This window comes from Flavobacterium sp. GNP002 (genome assembly GCF_054343795.1).
Genome location: NZ_JBTGUW010000001.1, coordinates 2,904,959 through 2,919,006, shown reverse-complemented (window position 1 = coordinate 2,919,006; position 14,048 = coordinate 2,904,959). Strand labels below are relative to the sequence as shown.

Sequence of the window (14,048 nt, the reverse complement as noted above, 5' to 3'; positions counted from 1 at the left end):
ATCTTTTCCTACTACAAAACTAATGATTTATTTATAATTAAATATTTTCTAAAATACGAATTACTTTTATAATTAAACGTCACTATTACGTTATATATATTTTATAACAAATTAATTCATATTTATTAAAAAATTACATTATTATGCTAATATTTGCCATATATAGATAATTTTTAAGTTTTTTTTATTGCTAATTAAAAAAAAATAATACATTTGAAAAATAATAATCAAAATGACGCTTAATATTAAAAAGCTTTTATAATATTGTAAAATCAAATTTTTGGCCTGAAATAGATTCAAGCATTTGATATATTAAGAACATAAAAAAAATAAAATTTAAGTATATAATAGTTAACGTTCATAAAATTTAAAACCACCAAAAACTTATTTGAGACATTTTTTAAAATAAAACTTCTATGCAAAAACCACTTTTTATATTCTTATTTTCAATACTGTTCATGCCAATTTATTCACAGGTGGTTATAACTAATTCGAATTTTTCATTAGGAACAACGGGTCGAATCGGGGTTGGGCTTTCGCCAAATGGTGAAGGAAACATGTGGAAACCTTTGAATCTTTCCGGTCAAGGATCATTAGGCGGACGTTTAGAACAAACGGACTATATCGATATTTTACCTGCAATACACTTTTCTCCAAAAATTGACGGTAAAGACAGCACAAACATAACGTTCCAAATGCGTTTGGGGATGTATTCTGCCAATGGTCAGTTTGTGGGAAATGTAAGTTCCCGTTCTAATAATGGGTTGACTTTTATTCTTCCCGAAGCCTATATTGAAGCCAGAAATATCATGGGAAGTAAATGGTCTGCTTGGGCTGGTTCTCGTTTTCGTCGCTATGATGACATTCATATCAGTGATTACTTTTATTTTGATGATCATTCCGCGCAAGGTTTTGGCGTAAGCCATAAAAATACAGAACTAACCATGTTGATGCCTGCTTCTGCTGATTCAACAAATGTGTATCCTTATAATTATGAAGTTACTGTTGCCGGCGCAACAAATCCTGCTATTCGCCAACGCATGGTTTGGATTGGCGAACACAGTTTTCATTTAAGAAATGATAATGTAATTAAACTTTTAGGGGAGTTTCATTATGTTTCTGCCAATTCGAAAAATGCTTCTAAAAATTATCCATCGGATAACGGCTGGGTCGCTGGAATCAAATACAATAAATCATTCAAAACTGCTTTACCGGGTTCGTTCAATCAGTTTTCGGTGCGATATGGGTCCGGAATTGCAAATGGAGGCGATAACGGAAACACTTTTACTTGGGCAACTTACGGAGCTCCAGATTCTGAAGGAAAATATACAAATGCGTATTCCTTTACCATGGTAGAGCATTTTCTGCTAAACCTCTCGCAGAAATTCAGTATCAATGGATATGGCGTTTTCACAAAAAGTAAAGGCGGTTCTGCCAATACGAATACGGACGAGTATTTCAATGGTAATCAATTATATAATCAAAAAACGGATTTCGTAGTTGGTTTCAGAAGTTTTTATTATGTAACGAAGTGGTTGCACTTAATCGAAGAAGTGCATTATGCAGTACGAAAAGATGGTGATAATCCAGAAGCCAATATGTGGAAATTCTCTTTTGTTCCTACCATTGTGCCCTTAGGAAAAAAAGACCCTTGGAGCCGTCCACACATCAGACTTATAGCCACGTTAGCACACTACAACGATTACGCCAGCAATAATAACTATTCGCCTTTTTTACAAGTGAACCAAAAACGTTGGGGCTCTTTTATTGGAGTAAAAACGGAATGGTGGTTATTTTAAGAAATAAATTCAAAATTATATAGATATGCCAATTTTTGGAACAACAATTTTATCATTTATCCCCGGATGGACTGCTGAAGGAGGCCGTTTTGCAATAGAAAAGACCGCTGAATATGGTTTTGATATGCTTGAAATTATTTTACCGGCTTCATTGGATTTCGATGCTAAAAAAACAAAAAAATTACTTGACGAAAACCGCATTTCAGGTCGTTGTACGTTGAATTTACCCGCAAACTGTCACATTCCTTTATATCCGGAACAAGCGACATTGCTTATTAAATCAGCTCTTGACAAAGTAGCCGAAATGGACGGTGATTTTTTAGGAGGAGTTTTGCATTCCGCCATTGGAACTTTTACCGGAAATCCTTGTACCACAGAGGAGAAAATCATCATTCAACAAGTGTTTACGGAAGTTGCTGATTATGCCAGAAAAAGAAATATCACTATTGCTCCCGAACCCATTAATCGGTATGAAAGTTACGTTTTTACTGCTGCAGATGAAGTATTGGATATGATTGAATCTATTGGAAAACCTAATATAGGATTGCATCTAGATACTTTTCATATGAATATTGAAGAACGAAATTTTTATGATCCCATTAGTCGTGCAGGAAACAGATTGAAACACGTGCATATAACAGAAAGTGATCGCGGTATGACTGGCGAAGGCAACGTGCATTGGGATGATTTTTTTAAAGCCTTGGCAGCCAATAACTATCAAGGTCCGCTGGTTTTGGAGAATTTTTCTTCAGAAATTACAGCATTGGTTGGCCCAACATCCTTGTGGAGACCTTCTAAATACAACTCGGAAAATCTCGCCAAAGGCAGTCTTGCTTTTATTAAGAAAATGGTAGACAAATGGTATACCAATCAACTATAATTAAACCTGAAAAAAGTAATTAATCAATGCTTTTTTAAAATAAAAATCAAAAAAATGAAAAAGAAATTAAACGGTGTTTGTTTTGGAGAAATCCTTTTTGATGTATTTCTCGAGCACAAAAAAATTGGTGGAGCTCCGCTAAATGTGGCTTCAAGATTAAATTCGCTAGGAGGGGAGGTTTCCGTTATTAGTGGAGTAGGGAACGATTTAAACGGAAAAGAATTAATAGAATATTTGAATGTTTCAGGAATTAACATTGATGCTGTTCAAGTAAAGGATAATTATCCAACGGGTTTAGTCAATGTTATTTTGAATGAAAAAGGAAATGCTTCGTATGATATCAATTATCCATCGGCGTGGGATAAAATTGAAATTTCAAATGAGAATATTTCTATTGTTGAAAAAGCAGATTTTTTTGTTTACGGAAGTTTATCTTCAAGAGATTTAGTTTCCAGAAAAACATTGGAACAACTTTTAGCGGTAGCCAAATATAAAATATTTGATGTCAATTTAAGAGTGCCACATTATACCAAAAAAAATGTTTTGGATTTATTGCATGCAGCTGATTTCATTAAGTTTAACGATGATGAGTTAAATGAAATTTGCGAAGATTTAAATTCAAATAAAAGGTCATTGGAGCAAAATATCAAATTCATTGCAAAGGAAACCAACACCGATACGGTTTGTGTTACTCTTGGATCTCATGGCGCAGTTTTATATTGTAATGATACTTTTTATCATAATTGTGGTTTCAAAGTAAATGTTGTTGATACTGTAGGTTCCGGGGATTCATTTATAGCTTCATTAATTATAATGTTGCTCAATGAAGAAGACCCACAATACGCCATTAATTTTGCCAGTGCCGTTGGTGCAATTGTTGCCCAAAACGAAGGCGCAAACCCTGTGATTTCTCCATCTGAAATAGAAGATTTTTTATCTGGATTTGATAAAATAGAAACGAAAATCAAGGAATCAGCAACTATTCATATCTAACCAATTAAACCAATATAACAATGAATCAATTCAAAAAAATCCCTGTAGTCAGTAAGGAATACGTTTTTCAATTTATCATAATAACCATATTATTTGCGCTGTGGGGAATTGCCAATGATTTAACAACTCCGATGGTTTCTACTTTCAAAAAAGTGATGCCGGAACTTTCAAATACACAAGCATCATTAGTACAATTTGCTTTTTATTTTGGTTATTTCTTCATGGCATTGCCGGCTGCATTATTCATTAGAAAATACAGCTATAAATCTGGAATAATTTTAGGGCTTATTTTATATGCAACAGGAGCATTTTTATTCTATCCAGCCGCACATTACCAAAGTTATACATTTTTCCTTGTTTCATTATGGGTGATTACTTGTGGATTAGCGTTTCTGGAAACCACTTCAAATCCTTTGATTTTATTCCTTGGAAATAAAGAAACCGCAACGCAACGTTTGAATTTAGCGCAGGCATTTAACCCAATTGGAGCAATAACTGGACTGGTGATGGCACAGTTTTTAGTGATTAAAGAAATAAAATCAGATGACTATACACAAGAAGCGTATAAAGCTTTAACTTCAAGTGAATTGGCCAGTATTCGTGAAAATGATTTAGATATTATTAGCATTCCATACATTGGATTAGGAATTTTTGTCTTAGTGATTTTAATAATTATTATTTTAACAAAAATGCCTAAAACGGCACAAGAAGATAAAATGTCAGTATCGGAATCATTTAAAAAGTTATTTGCCAATAAAAATTACAAACACGGCGTAATTGCGCAAGCTTTTTATGTTGGTGCGCAAATTATGTGTTGGACCTTTATTTTTCAATATGTAGACAACATCAATAAAACATTTGGATTAGAATTGACAGCTACATATTATAACATTGCGGCCATGATTTTATTTTTAATGGGCCGATGGATTGGAACTGGTTTAATGAAAACCATAAATCCTTCAAAAATATTAATGTTATTTGGTGTTGGAGGAGTTATTTGCGCAGCTGGAGCCATTGTATTACAAGGAATGCCAGGACTAATTTCGCTAGTTTGTATTTCTATTTTTATGTCGATTATGTTTCCAACAATTTATGGAATAGCACTAAAAGATATGGAAGACGAAGCAAAAATTGGTTCTGCAGGTTTAGTTATGGCTATTGTTGGTGGTGCACTGATGCCAGTTTTACAAGGAAGTATTCTGGATTTAGGCGGATCGGGTTTTGCTGATATCAAATTATTTGGTTTTATTCCTGAAGTTAATTTTTCTTTTATTTTGCCATTGATATGTTTGGCTGTAGTTGCATATTATGGTTTTAGTACGTTTAAAACATCCAGGAAAATTGTAGTTACATTTTAAGTTTAAAAAAGACACGAATAATGTATTCTCATTGTTCGTGTCTTTTTGTTTTAAACAGATACTTCATAAATAAGAGTTTGATGATTGAAAGTATAGTCTAAAGTAATATTATATTCATGTATTTAAATGCTCTATAATTTATATTATGTAAAATAGACTTTGTAAAAACCAATACATTTACAATAAAAAAACAGCATCAATTATTGTCGATGCTGTTTATGAAATAAAAGAAATTTAATTTACCTACTTTACTGAAAATGGTATCGTCCAATTATCCCAATTTAACGAAACCGCATTTTTTTCGATAACGTAAGCTAATTTTTCAGCTTTTGCTTTAGCAACTTTTTGCTTAACCGTAACTCTTAATTGATCTTCTTTTTCTTTGTATTTATAAGCGCCCCATTGTTTGGCTTCTTTATTGAAAATGATTACACATTCTTTTTCATTTGGAATAACAAAAAAAGAATATTTTCCAGCTGGTAATTTTGATCCTTCAATTGTTACTTCTTTATCAGTTTCAAAAGTTGTTGCGTCATTCGCTCCGGCACGCCAAACTTGGTTAAATGGCACTAATTTCCCCCAAATCTCTCTGCCTTTTACCGAAGGACTTCCATAATTAATGGTGATTGTGGCTCCATCAATTTTACCTGTTACAACTTCCTTTGTTGATGTGGGTTTTTCCTGCGCATTAATAAAATTCACAATCAATAATGCAATAAGAGAAAAATGTATTTTTCTAAATAATTTCATAATTTAAATATATTAGTTAAGCTATAAAATTAAATAAAGTAGCTATAATTCATCATATTGCCCGTTTAATTTATGAAAAAATTAAGTAATGTATAATTTAACTGTTTTGCCTCATTATTGGTAGTGTTATAATTTTAAAATTTGTTATTTTTACAGAAATATAGATTATTTATTTGTCAAACTATGAATACAATTGCTGAGCACATTGCTGATTTTTTAAAGGAATATCCACCATTTAATCACTTGACATTTGAAGAGTTATCTGAAATTGCAATCAGCATTCGCGTTGTAAATTTGGAAAAACACAAAACATTATTCCAAATTAATGATGTATTGCACGACAGTTTTTATGTTGTTGCTTCAGGTACTATTAATTTATCTGTGATTTCAGATGCCGAAGAAACTTTATTAAATAAGTGTCATGAAGGTGATATTTTTGGGCTACGTCCCTTTTTTGCCAAGAATAATTACATGATGACCGCCAAAGCCAGAGAAGAAAGCATTGTTTATGCTATACCAATCGCTACTTTCCGTCCTTTTGTAGTCAATAATTCAGAAGTTCTAAACTTTTTGCTGGAGAGTTTTGCAACAAATACACGAAATCCAAATGACAAAGAAAATCTAAAAGGCAAACTCATATCTGACAATGTTTTCTATTCTGACCAACAATCAGAAATGCAATATTTTCAATCTTTATCCTATAATATTTCTCCATTAAAAGCATCAATTACTGCAATTGTACAAGAAGTTGCTCAGTTAATGACAGAAACATTAAAAAACAACATTATCATTTGTGACAATAATTTCCCTATCGGAATTGTGACTGACTGTGATATGCGTTCCAAAATTGCAACTGGCCGATTTCCTGTAACCGTTTCTGTAGATAAAATCATGTCATCCCCAGTAATTACTGTTGTGGAGAATGTTTCCTTGGCCGAAGCTCAATTACTGATGTTGAAACACAATGTAACTCATTTATGTGTAACGCTAGACGGGACTGATAAATCTGATGTGAAAGGAATCATTTCCGAACATGATTTAATAGCTGCCCAAGCGAATAATCCTGGTGTTTTAATTAAAGAGATTAAGCGGTCGCAAAACCCTAAAGAATTAAAACAAATACGAGAGCGTTTAACAGATTTGGTTCAAACTTCTATTTCTAAAAATATACCGCTTTCTCACGTTTTTAATATTACCAGCGAAATTAATTTAGCAATAATTAAACGTTCTGTAGAATTATCTATTTTAGATTTAGGCTCACCTCCTGCCCGTTTTGCATGGTTAAGTATTGGAAGTCAAGGAAGAAAAGAACAGTTACTGTTGACGGATCAGGACAGCATTTTAATTTTTGAAGATGTTGCTGCTGAAAAATATCGTGAAGTAAAAGATTATTTCCTTAAACTTGGAAAAAAGACAACTGCAACACTAGAAAAAATAGGTTATGAATTGTGTCCAAACGGGCATATGGGAAGCAATATGCTTTGGTGTAAATCACTGACTGATTGGACTAAACAATATGATAGCTGGATGAATACTCCAGGTGAAAATAGTAATGATTTAAGCAGTATTTTCTTTGATTACGAAATCACTTTTGGAGAACAAAGAATTGAAGATGCCATTGGAAATGTTGTTTTCAAAAATGCAAAAAACAACACTCTGTTCTTTGACTTCTTAGGAAATGATGCTTTAAGAAAAAATTCACCTTTGACTTTTTTCAAAAATTTTAATGTTGAAGAAGAAGGTCCTAACAAAGATAAATTTGACATAAAAACACGTGCACTAATGCCATTGATTGATGGTGCCCGTTTATTTACCTTAAATTTTGACATACGAGGAATCAATAACACCTTTCAGCGATTCAAGCAGTTAGCAATTGCTGATCCTAAACATGCTGAAATTTATCTTAATTGCGCTGAAGCCTTTTTGGTTTTATCAAAATTAAGAACATTGGAAGGTTTGAAAAATGATAGTTCAGGCCAATTTATAAATTTGAATGAATTATCAAAAATTGATAAAGAAAAATTAAAAAATGCTTTAGCTCCTATGAGAGAATTGGAAGAATTAATAAAAAATAAATTTCAACTTACTCAATTTTCATAATTATGTTAGACTGGTTAAAAAATATTAATAAAGAATATCCAGAATTTTGGAAAACTTATCTTTCTAAATTTGATAAGAAATCAACACGTTTTGTTGTTTTATCAACAGAAACTTCGGGTTTGAATCCAGACAAAGATGTTATTTTATCAATTGGTTCTTTTTCAGTAATAGACAATAGCATTGTTATTGGTGATAGTTTTGAAGCAGTTTTGTTACAATACAAATTTTTTCATGACAATGGTCTTTCAAATGAATTTTTGGTAGAGAGTAAAATGAAAAAACTAGGAGAATCAGAAGCTATAAAATTGTTAATTGAATTTATCCAAAATTCGGTTTTAGTAGGCCATCATATTGATTTTGATGTAGAAATGATTAATGCAGCATTAGAAAGACTAGACTGTGGAAGATTGAAAAACGAAGCTTTGGATGTTGATATTATGCACAGAAAACTGCATGATATAAATGATAAACAATTCTCTCTTGATGAGCTTTGTACCGTATATAATATTCCTAAAAGTGACCGAAATTCATCTGCAGAAGATGCTTACAAAACAGCTTTGTTGTTTTTGAAATTAAAATCTAGACTGGGAATAAAGTAATATTTGTTTAGTCAATCAGAGACTAATTCCTTCCCAAAATCGTCCGTGATGACTTATAGAAACTGGTTGAATCAACTTGGTTTGCTCATTAATTATAAAAGGAATTCCATTTTTTTTTAAAATTTCAATAGCAGGATTAATGCTTTTAATCTTTTTAAAATATTCTTTTTCGACAACAGCAATCGTGTAAATTGAATCGTTTTCGATTTTGCTTTGGGTGAAATAGATTTTTCTTTTTATCGAAACTGAGCCTGAATTTTCATTTTCATAAAAACATTCTAATTGTAAAGGGAAAAAACCGCGAATTCCTGTTTCCCGATTGTAGATTTTATAAGCCGCCTCTTTTCTGGACCATAAATTCCAAACTATTATTTCTGGGTTCGCATCATTCAAAATAATTTGTTGCTCGTTTTTAGTAAATATTTTATCTAAAAATCGGTTTCGTTGCCAGTTGCTTTCTTTTTTGGCTAAAGCCAAATCTACTATGTCGTTTCCAATCATTTTTTTACTGCTAATTCACGAATTTTTTTCTGATAATTTATTCTCAATAATTTCCATTGCTGCTTTTACATTAACCATGCGTTCCATAGCTTCATTATCAATTACAATGTCATATTTCTCTTCGATATCTAAAATCACATCTACTAAATTAGCAGAATTGATTTTCAAATCATTTATAAAATCAGTGTTTTCTGTAAGCCCATCAAAAGCTTCTTGATTTTGAATATACGGCTTTACTATGTTCTTTAATTCTTCAATTGTTTGTTCTTTATTCATAATTTTTTACTTTTTGTTACTGTTTTCAGTTCGAGATTAGCTGTAAATTTGTGATTAAATGTATTTCTTAAAAATTACGCATCCATTCACATCTCCAAAACCAAAACTGGCCTTTGCAATTATATTTAATTCCTTTTCAATCAGTTGTTGTGGTATTCTTGATTCATCAATTATTGCTGTAATTTCAGAATGTAAATCGGTACAATTGATGTTCGGAAAAACAAATCCTTGATGCAATTGCACTACCGAAGCCACACTTTCTATACTTCCCGCTCCAGACAAACAATGACCTACCATTGATTTCAAAGAGTTTATGTATGGAAAATCTTTTCCTTTCCTGCCCAAAGCTTCACTCCAATTCTGAATTTCCAAACTGTCTTTGGAAGTGGCTGTCAAATGTCCGTTGATTGCGTCAATCTCATTGGCTGAAATTCCAGCATTTGCCAAAGCATTTTGAATACATTTCTGCACAGCAATAGGATTAGGAGCAGTCATAGTTCCTAAACCGCGTTGCCCGCCAGAATTTACATTTCCTCCCAAAACTTCAGCATAAATTGTAGCACCTCTATTCAATGCACTTTCTAAATCTTCTAAAACTAAAGCTCCTGCTCCACTTCCGGGAACAAATCCTGAAGCACTTGCTGACATAGGCCTTGAGCCTTGCTCTGGATTTTCATTATGTTTAAAAGTACAGACTTTCATAGCATCAAAGCCACCCCAAATATAAGGGCCTGAATCGCTGGTGCTTCCTGCTAAAATGCGTTTAGCCTGACCTGATTTTATACGCTCATACGCCATCAAAATACTTTCGGTTCCAGTTGTACAAGCCGACGAATTAGTGGAGACTTGATTTCCTAATCCTAATTTTCCTCCCAGATAAGCACTCACGCCACTATTCATGGTTTGCGCTACTGCGGTACTACCCAATCTTCTCGTTTGAAAATCATCTATTTTATAAATACTTTCGCGAAATTTATCAATTCCTGATGTTCCTGTGCCAAAAATAGTTCCGCTGTCCCAATCCGGTTCTTCTTTTATTTCCAAAGATAATCCTGCATCTTTCCAAGCATCTATTCCGGCAATTACTCCATATAAAATCCCCGTAGAATTGAAGTTACGCAACTCTAGTTCCGAGAAATAGTGCAATGCCAGTTCAGTAGAAATGGCTGGTTTTCCAGCTATTTGACATGAAAACTGCAATCGTTCCAACTCAGCGTCGTGCTTAATTCCTGAAATTCCGTTTTTGATGGCATGTGTAAACGCATCAAGTCCTACTCCATTTGGAGCAACAACACCAAGACCCGTTATAACTACTCTTTTTTCCATACAAAAGATTAATTTTAAACCATTAAGGCATTAAGAATATTAAGTTATTTAACTCTTTGAAACTATCATTCCTGCAATTGTTCCTGTACAAACCTCTTCTCCTTTATCGTTTTTCATGATTACTTTACATTTTAATTTCCCGAATCTAAAGTATACTTTTTTTGAAATTACGGTTACTTTTTCATTAGGAAAAACAGGTTTTAAAAACTCTATTTCTGTTGATGTTAAAGCAATTGAAGTGTTTTTATTAAATGAATAATTTAATAAAAAAATCCCTAAACAAACCAATCCAATTTGCGCCATAGTTTCTGTTAAAATCACTCCTGGAGTTACAGGATAATCTTTAAAATGTCCTTTGTAAAAATCAAGATTTTCATTAAAAGTATAGGTTCCTTCTACTCCATTTTCATTAATTGCAATTATTTCGTCTACAAATAGAAAGGGTTTAGAATACGGTAATTTTGATATAATTTCTTGGTTAGTCATATTTTTTCAATTCCCATTTGGAGTTAGGTAGTTAAAACTGCAACAAAACTCTTTGCGCCGAAAAACCCGGACCAAAACTCAACATTAAACCCTTTTCTCCTTTTTTAGGCTGATTGTCCATTATTCGCTCTAAAACATATAAAACCGTTGCGCTTGACATATTTCCATACAAACGCAAAACTTCTTTAGTATCGTCTATATTTTTACCTAAACTAGAAAACAAACCTTCTACAGTTTGGACAATTTTCTTTCCTCCTGGATGAAAAATCAAATGATCAATATCTTCTATTTTTAAATTGTTTTTTTCTAAAAATGGATGAATAATATCGGGAAAATGAGAAGCAATCGTTTCTGGAACTTCAATGTCCAATACCATTTGCAAACCAGAATTGGTAAGTTTAAACCCCATCATGTGGATATTATCATAAAAATGATACATCTCCTCTGATACAATTTCCGGTCCCTCATCATCTTCATGTGATGAAAGTAAAACGCAAGCTGCTCCATCGCCAAAAATTGCCGCGCTTACGATATTTGCCATCGAGAAATCATCTAATTGAAAGGTTGCCGTTGGGCTTTCTACTGCAATTACAGCAGCACGTTTTCCGGGATTAGCCTGCAAAAAGTTTTTAGCGTAAATAATTCCTGAAATACCGGCAGCACAACCCATTTCAGTAACGGGAAGCCGAACGATATCCTGACGCAATTTTAACTTGTTAATAAGATAAGCATCCAATGACGGAATCATAATTCCAGTGCAACTTACTGTGATGATATAATCTAAATCTTCAGGGTTCCAAGTGGCTTTTTCTAACGCTTTTTCCAATACTTTTTCGCCTAAATCAATCACTTCACGAACATAAATATCGTTTCTTTCCTCAAATGAAGTTTTGGTAAACACTTCAATTGGATCCATAATGGAATACCGTTTGTCAACTGCTGCACCTTCAAAAATTTTCTTTACTTTTCTAATGAAACGCTCGTCTTGTCCAACGAGCCAAGCATCCAAAAAAGGAATAATTTCATCTGTATTTCTGGAATATTTAGGTAACTGTTTGGTTACGGTTTTGATTTTTACACTCATATTTTTGAAATTATCCATTGGTAACGAAAAGCCCATTTCCAATGAATTTTATAGTTTTTAAAATTTAATTTTTTAGAAAATTCGATTAACTCTTCTTTTTTAAAACCTCTTAAAATTGAAGTCAATCCATCTTCTCGAGACATATCATTCAATTGAAATACGAAACATAAAGCTTGAAATAAACGATAGGCAACCGCACTTCGGTGTAAATCATTGATTACAATTCCGATGGATGCATTATTATAAAAAACTTTCAATAATTGTACAATCTCATCGTTTTTGAAATGATGTAATGTCAAAGTACATAAAACAATGTCATACTTTAATTCCTTAAAAGATTCATTAAAAATATCTTCACAACGATAACTAATATTAGCGTATTTATCTGATAATTTCCGTGCATGCGAAATTGTAAAATTGTTGGCATCGATACCTATCAACTGAAATTTTAGATCGTTTTTAAGTCCAAAATCAGCTAAAGTCCTCAACATATTGCCATTGCCACAGCCAACGTCCACAATTACAATTTCCCTTTTTTTAGAATCCTGAATCAGTTCTTGTACTCCTTTTAAAGTTAACTGATTTCCTCCTAAAAGTTGATTAATTTTAGCAATTTTGTCCAAAGCATCACGCAAAATTTCGCCTTCCATGGCAAAATCATCCATAATTTCCGGTTTATCAGTTCTATATTTTGTATTTATCGCCATTTATGAGTCGAGAATGATTGGTTTTCCGTGCGTTTTTTTAATGATTTTAGGCAGTAAAAACGGAAATATAATTAATAAACGCATCAATACTGCTGAAAGTTTTTGCTTTTGTAAAAGATTCGATAATAATCGACCCATTTTAAGTCTTTTTCTAAAGTTTACATTCCATTCGTAAATGTATTTTTCTTCTAATTCACTTCTGGATTTGATTTCTTTGGTATAATATTTTTGCACTAATTCTGAAACAATTTTGGCACTATGAATTGCCATTGCCATTCCGTTACCGCACAAAGGATGAATTAATCCTGCGGTATCGCCAATCATTAGAATATGATTTTCAACTGCTTGTTTTTTTTCGAAAGATATTTGGCTTATAGTTAAGGGTTTTTCAAAAAGCAATTTACTTTCTTCGAAAATTACTCTTAAATGAGGGTTTTCAGAAACTATACTTTTTTGATATTCCTCTATATTTTTATACTGTTTAAAAGTTTTGTAATCCGCTAAATAACAGACGTTAATCATATTGTTTTCTACTTTAGAAACACCACAATATCCACCTTTGAAATTATGCAGTCCAACTATATCATTTGGGAAATCGCCAGAATAATGTGCTTTTACAGCTAACCAATATGATTTTTTAGTTATAAAATCCCTATTCAATTTTTGGTCTACATTAGAACGTTTGCCAAAAGCGCCAATAACTATTTCAGACTTTAAAATGTTTTTATTAGCGGTCGTAACTGTAAATTGATTGTTGTCAAAGGCTATGTTTTCAACATTGTCTTGCAAAATTTTGCAGCCGTTTTCAAGTGCTTTTTTATATAAATATTCGTCTAAAGTAAAACGACTAATACCAAAACCACCAAGAGGCAGAACACTTTTAATTGTTTTTCCGTTTGCTGTCGAAAACTCAAGATTTGTGATATTTGTAGGTTGTAAATCGGCTATGTTTAAATCTAACCAATTGAGGTATGGTAAAACTTCATTAGATATATATTCGCCGCAAACTTTATGTTTAGGATAACTATTTTTTTCGATAACCGTAACCTGAAGTCCAATTTTAGATAAATGTATAGCCGAAGTCAATCCCGCTAAACCACCACCGATAATTATAACTTCTTTATCTTTCATAGGTAGTAAATTTATGGATTTGTTTGATAAAGAAACTATACTATTACAAATAAAACTT

At 32.4% G+C, this 14,048-nt stretch carries 14 protein-coding genes; 6 read left to right on the top strand and 8 right to left on the bottom strand.

Annotated elements, in window-relative coordinates; translation table 11 throughout:
• The first annotated feature begins 416 nt into the window (after positions 1–416).
• Genes ACXX80_RS12630 through fucP form a run of 4 tightly spaced genes read left to right on the top strand, consistent with a single transcriptional unit; the run spans position 417 to position 5,030 of the window.
• Positions 417–1,799: a carbohydrate porin gene (locus tag ACXX80_RS12630; protein WP_458553504.1), complete on the top strand. Its 1,383-nt coding sequence runs from the start codon at positions 417–419 to the stop codon at positions 1,797–1,799.
• A 25-nt stretch (positions 1,800–1,824) separates the two neighbouring features.
• The gene (locus ACXX80_RS12625; RefSeq protein ID WP_458553503.1) at positions 1,825–2,679 is read left to right on the top strand and encodes a sugar phosphate isomerase/epimerase family protein; all 855 of its coding nucleotides are present in this window, start codon (positions 1,825–1,827) and stop codon (positions 2,677–2,679) included.
• Between the two features lie 54 nt (positions 2,680–2,733).
• Positions 2,734–3,672: a carbohydrate kinase family protein gene (locus ACXX80_RS12620; protein ID WP_458553502.1), complete on the top strand. Its 939-nt coding sequence runs from the start codon at positions 2,734–2,736 to the stop codon at positions 3,670–3,672.
• Positions 3,673–3,692: 20 nt separating this feature from the next.
• Positions 3,693–5,030: an L-fucose:H+ symporter permease gene (fucP, locus tag ACXX80_RS12615; protein WP_458553501.1), complete on the top strand. Its 1,338-nt coding sequence runs from the start codon at positions 3,693–3,695 to the stop codon at positions 5,028–5,030.
• A gap of 243 nt (positions 5,031–5,273) precedes the next feature.
• On the opposite strand, the gene ACXX80_RS12610 is transcribed toward fucP, so the two are convergent.
• Complete coding sequence (locus tag ACXX80_RS12610; protein ID WP_458553500.1) at positions 5,274–5,780, bottom strand: DUF2911 domain-containing protein; 507 nt, start codon at positions 5,778–5,780, stop codon at positions 5,274–5,276.
• A gap of 183 nt (positions 5,781–5,963) precedes the next feature.
• On the opposite strand from ACXX80_RS12610, the gene ACXX80_RS12605 reads away from it, so the two are divergent.
• Together ACXX80_RS12605 and ACXX80_RS12600 are read left to right on the top strand one after the other, a co-directional pair.
• Complete coding sequence (locus tag ACXX80_RS12605) at positions 5,964–7,880, top strand: DUF294 nucleotidyltransferase-like domain-containing protein (RefSeq protein ID WP_458553499.1); 1,917 nt, start codon at positions 5,964–5,966, stop codon at positions 7,878–7,880.
• A 2-nt stretch (positions 7,881–7,882) separates the two neighbouring features.
• Positions 7,883–8,479, top strand: coding sequence for a 3'-5' exonuclease (locus ACXX80_RS12600; RefSeq protein WP_315209833.1), 597 nt, complete (start codon positions 7,883–7,885; stop codon positions 8,477–8,479).
• A gap of 15 nt (positions 8,480–8,494) precedes the next feature.
• Here ACXX80_RS12600 and ACXX80_RS12595 read toward each other — a convergent pair whose 3' ends face one another.
• The 7 genes from ACXX80_RS12595 to ACXX80_RS12565 are packed head-to-tail and all read right to left on the bottom strand — an operon-like array spanning position 8,495 to position 13,990.
• The gene (locus ACXX80_RS12595; RefSeq protein WP_458553498.1) at positions 8,495–8,980 is read right to left on the bottom strand and encodes a 4'-phosphopantetheinyl transferase family protein; all 486 of its coding nucleotides are present in this window, start codon (positions 8,978–8,980) and stop codon (positions 8,495–8,497) included.
• Between the two features lie 15 nt (positions 8,981–8,995).
• The gene (locus tag ACXX80_RS12590; RefSeq protein ID WP_417952435.1) at positions 8,996–9,256 is read right to left on the bottom strand and encodes an acyl carrier protein; all 261 of its coding nucleotides are present in this window, start codon (positions 9,254–9,256) and stop codon (positions 8,996–8,998) included.
• 54 nt (positions 9,257–9,310) lie between these two features.
• On the bottom strand, positions 9,311–10,582 hold the full coding sequence (locus ACXX80_RS12585; protein ID WP_458553497.1) for a beta-ketoacyl-[acyl-carrier-protein] synthase family protein: 1,272 nt from the start codon (positions 10,580–10,582) through the stop codon (positions 9,311–9,313).
• Between the two features lie 48 nt (positions 10,583–10,630).
• Positions 10,631–11,068, bottom strand: a complete 438-nt coding sequence (locus tag ACXX80_RS12580) for a 3-hydroxyacyl-ACP dehydratase FabZ family protein (RefSeq protein WP_458553496.1) — start codon at positions 11,066–11,068, stop codon at positions 10,631–10,633.
• A 31-nt stretch (positions 11,069–11,099) separates the two neighbouring features.
• Positions 11,100–12,152, bottom strand: coding sequence for a type III polyketide synthase (locus ACXX80_RS12575; protein ID WP_458553495.1), 1,053 nt, complete (start codon positions 12,150–12,152; stop codon positions 11,100–11,102).
• On the bottom strand, positions 12,149–12,859 hold the full coding sequence (locus tag ACXX80_RS12570; RefSeq protein WP_458553494.1) for a methyltransferase domain-containing protein: 711 nt from the start codon (positions 12,857–12,859) through the stop codon (positions 12,149–12,151). Before ACXX80_RS12570 ends, ACXX80_RS12575 begins: the two co-directional genes overlap by 4 nt.
• On the bottom strand, positions 12,860–13,990 hold the full coding sequence (locus tag ACXX80_RS12565) for an NAD(P)/FAD-dependent oxidoreductase (protein ID WP_458553493.1): 1,131 nt from the start codon (positions 13,988–13,990) through the stop codon (positions 12,860–12,862).
• Positions 13,991–14,048: the final 58 nt, after the last annotated feature.

Bases quoted from the DNA above. Each gene is read 5' to 3' on its own strand.
- ACXX80_RS12630 (WP_458553504.1), top strand. From the start codon at position 417: ATGCAAAAACCACTTTTTATATTCTTATTTTCAATACTGTTCATGCCA.
- ACXX80_RS12625 (WP_458553503.1), top strand. From the start codon at position 1,825: ATGCCAATTTTTGGAACAACAATTTTATCATTTATCCCCGGATGGACT.
- ACXX80_RS12620 (WP_458553502.1), top strand. From the start codon at position 2,734: ATGAAAAAGAAATTAAACGGTGTTTGTTTTGGAGAAATCCTTTTTGAT.
- fucP (WP_458553501.1), top strand. From the start codon at position 3,693: ATGAATCAATTCAAAAAAATCCCTGTAGTCAGTAAGGAATACGTTTTT.
- ACXX80_RS12610 (WP_458553500.1), bottom strand. From the start codon at position 5,780: ATGAAATTATTTAGAAAAATACATTTTTCTCTTATTGCATTATTGATT.
- ACXX80_RS12605 (WP_458553499.1), top strand. From the start codon at position 5,964: ATGAATACAATTGCTGAGCACATTGCTGATTTTTTAAAGGAATATCCA.
- ACXX80_RS12600 (WP_315209833.1), top strand. From the start codon at position 7,883: ATGTTAGACTGGTTAAAAAATATTAATAAAGAATATCCAGAATTTTGG.
- ACXX80_RS12595 (WP_458553498.1), bottom strand. From the start codon at position 8,980: ATGATTGGAAACGACATAGTAGATTTGGCTTTAGCCAAAAAAGAAAGC.
- ACXX80_RS12590 (WP_417952435.1), bottom strand. From the start codon at position 9,256: ATGAATAAAGAACAAACAATTGAAGAATTAAAGAACATAGTAAAGCCG.
- ACXX80_RS12585 (WP_458553497.1), bottom strand. From the start codon at position 10,582: ATGGAAAAAAGAGTAGTTATAACGGGTCTTGGTGTTGTTGCTCCAAAT.
- ACXX80_RS12580 (WP_458553496.1), bottom strand. From the start codon at position 11,068: ATGACTAACCAAGAAATTATATCAAAATTACCGTATTCTAAACCCTTT.
- ACXX80_RS12575 (WP_458553495.1), bottom strand. From the start codon at position 12,152: ATGAGTGTAAAAATCAAAACCGTAACCAAACAGTTACCTAAATATTCC.
- ACXX80_RS12570 (WP_458553494.1), bottom strand. From the start codon at position 12,859: ATGGCGATAAATACAAAATATAGAACTGATAAACCGGAAATTATGGAT.
- ACXX80_RS12565 (WP_458553493.1), bottom strand. From the start codon at position 13,990: ATGAAAGATAAAGAAGTTATAATTATCGGTGGTGGTTTAGCGGGATTG.